This window comes from Hydrocoleum sp. CS-953 (assembly GCF_002260545.1).
Taxonomy (GTDB): Bacteria; Cyanobacteriota; Cyanobacteriia; order Cyanobacteriales; family Microcoleaceae; genus Trichodesmium.
Genome location: NZ_LGSU01000610.1, coordinates 1 through 3,854, shown reverse-complemented (window position 1 = coordinate 3,854; position 3,854 = coordinate 1). Strand labels below are relative to the sequence as shown.

At 39.7% G+C, this 3,854-nt stretch carries 2 protein-coding genes and 1 pseudogene; all 3 read left to right on the top strand.

Translation table 11 applies throughout. From position 1 onward, the window contains the following. Positions 1–269 precede the first annotated feature (269 nt). A pseudogene (locus AFK68_RS44440) lies at positions 270–1,485 on the top strand (hybrid sensor histidine kinase/response regulator); the annotation flags it as partial. A gap of 1 nt (position 1,486) precedes the next feature. Further along, positions 1,487–2,107: response regulator (locus tag AFK68_RS06755; protein ID WP_143437641.1), on the top strand; the 621-nt coding region annotated here is incomplete at its 5' end. Next, positions 2,107–3,207 carry a hybrid sensor histidine kinase/response regulator gene (locus tag AFK68_RS06750; protein ID WP_094672101.1) on the top strand — a complete coding sequence of 367 codons (1,101 nt, stop codon included), beginning with the start codon at positions 2,107–2,109 and terminating at the stop codon, positions 3,205–3,207. The genes AFK68_RS06755 and AFK68_RS06750, both read left to right, overlap by 1 nt. Positions 3,208–3,854 lie beyond the last annotated feature (647 nt).

Below are 3,854 nucleotides of genomic sequence, written 5' to 3'. Positions count from 1 at the left end.
TTATTTGAGGGAATTGAACCAGATATTTAGACAGAGTTTAATGACACTCCGAAGCTGAAAAATAGGCAAATGGGTGGCTAATTTCTCTATTTTCTAATCCTAAACATCTCTCGTTCTCCTTAAATTGTTAATTCACGACACTTTGAAACAGCCCTGCCCTCCTGGGAGGGGTTAGGGGTGGGTTGACTCCTGACTCCTCCTTTTTTGTTTATAACTATTCAACCGGACATGATATAACTGATAACTGATAACTGATAACTGAAGAAACCATGAATCAAGAATTAGCAGAACAAACAGGACTCATATTAATCGTTGATGATACACCAGCAAACCTAGAGGTTCTCTCAGAAACACTCGGTGCAGTAGGATATGATGTAGCGATCGCCACCACCGGACAACGAGCATTAAAACAACTAGAACGAGAATTGTCAGACCTAATTTTATTAGATATAACAATGCCTGACATGGATGGCTTTGAAGTCTGTCAAAAACTCAAAGCTAATCCCACTACTCGCAATATTCCTGTAATTTTTATTACCGCTTTAGCAGATACAGACAACAAAATCAAGGGATTTGAGCTAGGGGCAGTAGATTACATTACTAAGCCATTTCAAGAGCAAGAAGTTCTTGCCAGAGTCAAAACTCATTTGCAGTTAGCCTTACTAACTCAAAACTTAGAACAAGAAGTAGCCATGAAAGTATTTTCATTAGAGCAAGCAAAACAAGCTGCCGAAGCTGCCAACAAAGCCAAGAGTCTATTTCTTGCCAACATGAGCCACGAACTCCGCACCCCCCTCAATGCAGTCCTCGGCATCACAGAGGGGCTGCAAGATGAGGTATTTGGCAGCATGAATGAGCAACAAATGAAAGCTCTACAAATTATTGAAAGCAGCGGAACACATCTGTTAGAACTCATTAATGACATCCTGGATGTCACCAAAATTGAATCTGGTCAGCTAGAGTTAAGTTGCACCCCCACTCCAGTAGCTCCCCTCTGCAAATCTAGTCTGGCTTTCATCAAACCACTTGCCCAGAAAAAAGGCATTCAGTTAAAAACGAAATTGCCCCAAAATTTACCAGAGTTGTTAATAGATGAACGACGCATCCGCCAAGTCTTAATTAACTTACTCAATAATGCTGTTAAATTTACCCCAGATGGCGGTTATGTCTCCCTGGAAGTTCAGACCAACTCTCTCAACCCAAATGCTAATGATTCACAAAAATTCCTCCGAATTGCTATCATTGACAATGGCATTGGTATTGCCCTAGAAAACCTCAACAAACTGTTTCAGCCCTTTGTCCAAATTGATAATTCCCTAAATCGCGACTATCAGGGAACAGGTTTGGGGCTTACCTTAGTAAAACGCATCGTCGATCGCCACGGTGGGAAAGTAGAGGTCTCTAGTGAGGTCGGGGTTGGGAGTTGCTTTACGGTGGATCTTCCTTGTACTAATACTATCCTCTTCTACCCCAAACTAGAATCTCNCCCTTTGTCCAAATTGATAATTCCCTAAATCGCGACTATCAGGGAACAGGTTTGGGGCTTACCTTAGTAAAACGCATCGTCGATCGCCACGGTGGGAAAGTAGAGGTCTCTAGTGAGGTCGGGGTTGGGAGTTGCTTTACGGTGGATCTTCCTTGTACTAATACTATCCTCTTCTACCCCAAACTAGAATCTCAGTCCGAAGCGAACATTGAGTACAGTCAACTTCAAAAGCAGACACCACCATTAATTCTTTTGGCAGAAGACAATGAAGCGAATATCACTACAGTTTCCAGCTATCTGAAAGCAAAAGGTTATCGTATTATTCTGGCCAAAAATGGAGATGAAGCGATCGCCCAGGCTGAATCGCAAAACCCTGATTTGATTTTGATGGACATTTCAATGCCAAATAAGAATGGTCTAGAAGCGATGGAGGAGATCCGCCAGACTCCCCACTTGGTAAATGTGCCAATCATTGCCCTAACTGCTCTAGCAATGACAGGCGATCGAGAACGTTGTTTGGCTGCGGGAGCTAATGATTACCTTAGTAAACCTGTTAAACTAAAACAGTTAACATCTATGATTCAAAAACTTTTAGCTACTAAGGATAAGGAGAATAGTTAATGAATATACCATCTGTTTTAGTAATTGACGACGAACCCAATAATTTTGATGTAATAGAAGCTCTTTTGAATGACCAAGAGTATGAGTTGTATTACTCTGCAAATGGAGAAGAGGCGATCGCAAACCTAAAAACCTACAACCCCGATGTAATTCTACTTGATGTAATGATGCCTGGAATAGATGGTATTGAAACTTGTCGGCAAATTAAAGCTATGTCAAAATGGCACGCAGTTCCGATCATTATGGTGACAGCATTAAGTTCAAAATCAGACCTAGCCAATTGTTTGAAAACTGGAGCTGATGACTTCATTAGTAAACCAGTCAATGGGGTGGAATTGCGAGCCAGAGTTAAATCTATGCTACGAATTAAACAACAGTATGACAACCTACAAACCATGCTGGAATTAAGGGAAGACATGGTAAACATGGTGGTTCACGATTTACGCAATCCCCTGACTATTATTATGTTTGGCTTGCAATTACTAAAAAATCACAATTATTCCCAAGAAAAGCAAAACCGGAAAATGGAGCAAATTTATGGAGCAGCACAAAGATTAGAGCGGTTAATTAATGATTTATTGAATATGGCTTTACTAGAATCCGGTAAACTTCGTCTGAAGCGCAAAAAGGTAGAAATCATTGGTATTATCCAGTCTAGCATATCCAATTTTGAAGCGATCGCTGCTCAAAAAAATCAATCTTTGGTAAGTCAATTACCAGAAATATCTAGTTTTATAGTCTCTGTGGATGCTAATCTGATTCATAGAACTATAGATAATCTGCTCTCGAATGCTATTAAGTTTTCCCCAGACAATAGTCAAATTATCGTGAGTTTAGAAATTATCAACTCTGACATTTACAAAATCAAGGTAATTGATTCTGGTCCTGGTGTTCCCGAAGCAATACAACAAAAGATTTTTGAGAAATACGAGATTGGCACAACTATGTTAGATACCTCGCAAATTGGATTAGGTTTAGCCTTTTGTAAAATGGTTGTTGAGGCACATAATGGGCAAATTACCGTGAGAAACAATCAACCACAAGGAGCTATCTTTGAGATTACCTTACCAATATCTGGTTCATTAATTGATAATGGATAATTAGATCATGTCCGGTAGCATCGGTATTGTATAGAGAAGGTAAGGAAGAAGGAAGAAGGCTTTAGTTATCTAGGAGAGAAGGAAGAAGAAAAGGAAAAACCTTACATAAGGTGTAAATATTTCCCCAACTTTTACACGCTCCGATACCAGCGGACATGATATTATATCATTGCGACTGGAACGGAGTGGAAGGNAGAAGGAAGAAGGCTTTAGTTATCTAGGAGAGAAGGAAGAAGAAAAGGAAAAACCTTACATAAGGTGTAAATATTTCCCCAACTTTTACACGCTCCGATACCAGCGGACATGATATTATATCATTGCGACTGGAACGGAGTGGAAGGTTTGCGGAGCATTCCGGAACGGATAGCAATCTCAGGGATTATGCGAGATTGCTTCCACTTCGTCGCTGCGGACGACTTGATAATTTATTAATAATTATTTTTAATAATTTTTGAGCCAAATATTAAACTTACTTTTATGTGTAATATCATGTCCGGTAGCATCGACATTGTATAGAGAAGGTAAGGAAGAAGGAAGAAGGCTTTAGTTATCTAGGAGAGAAGGAAGAAGGCTTTAGTTATCTAGGAGAGAAGGAAGAAGAAAAGGAAAAACCTTACATAAGGTGTAAATATTTCCCCAACTTTTAC

Bases quoted from the DNA above. Each gene is read 5' to 3' on its own strand.
- AFK68_RS06750 (WP_094672101.1), top strand. From the start codon at position 2,107: ATGAATATACCATCTGTTTTAGTAATTGACGACGAACCCAATAATTTT.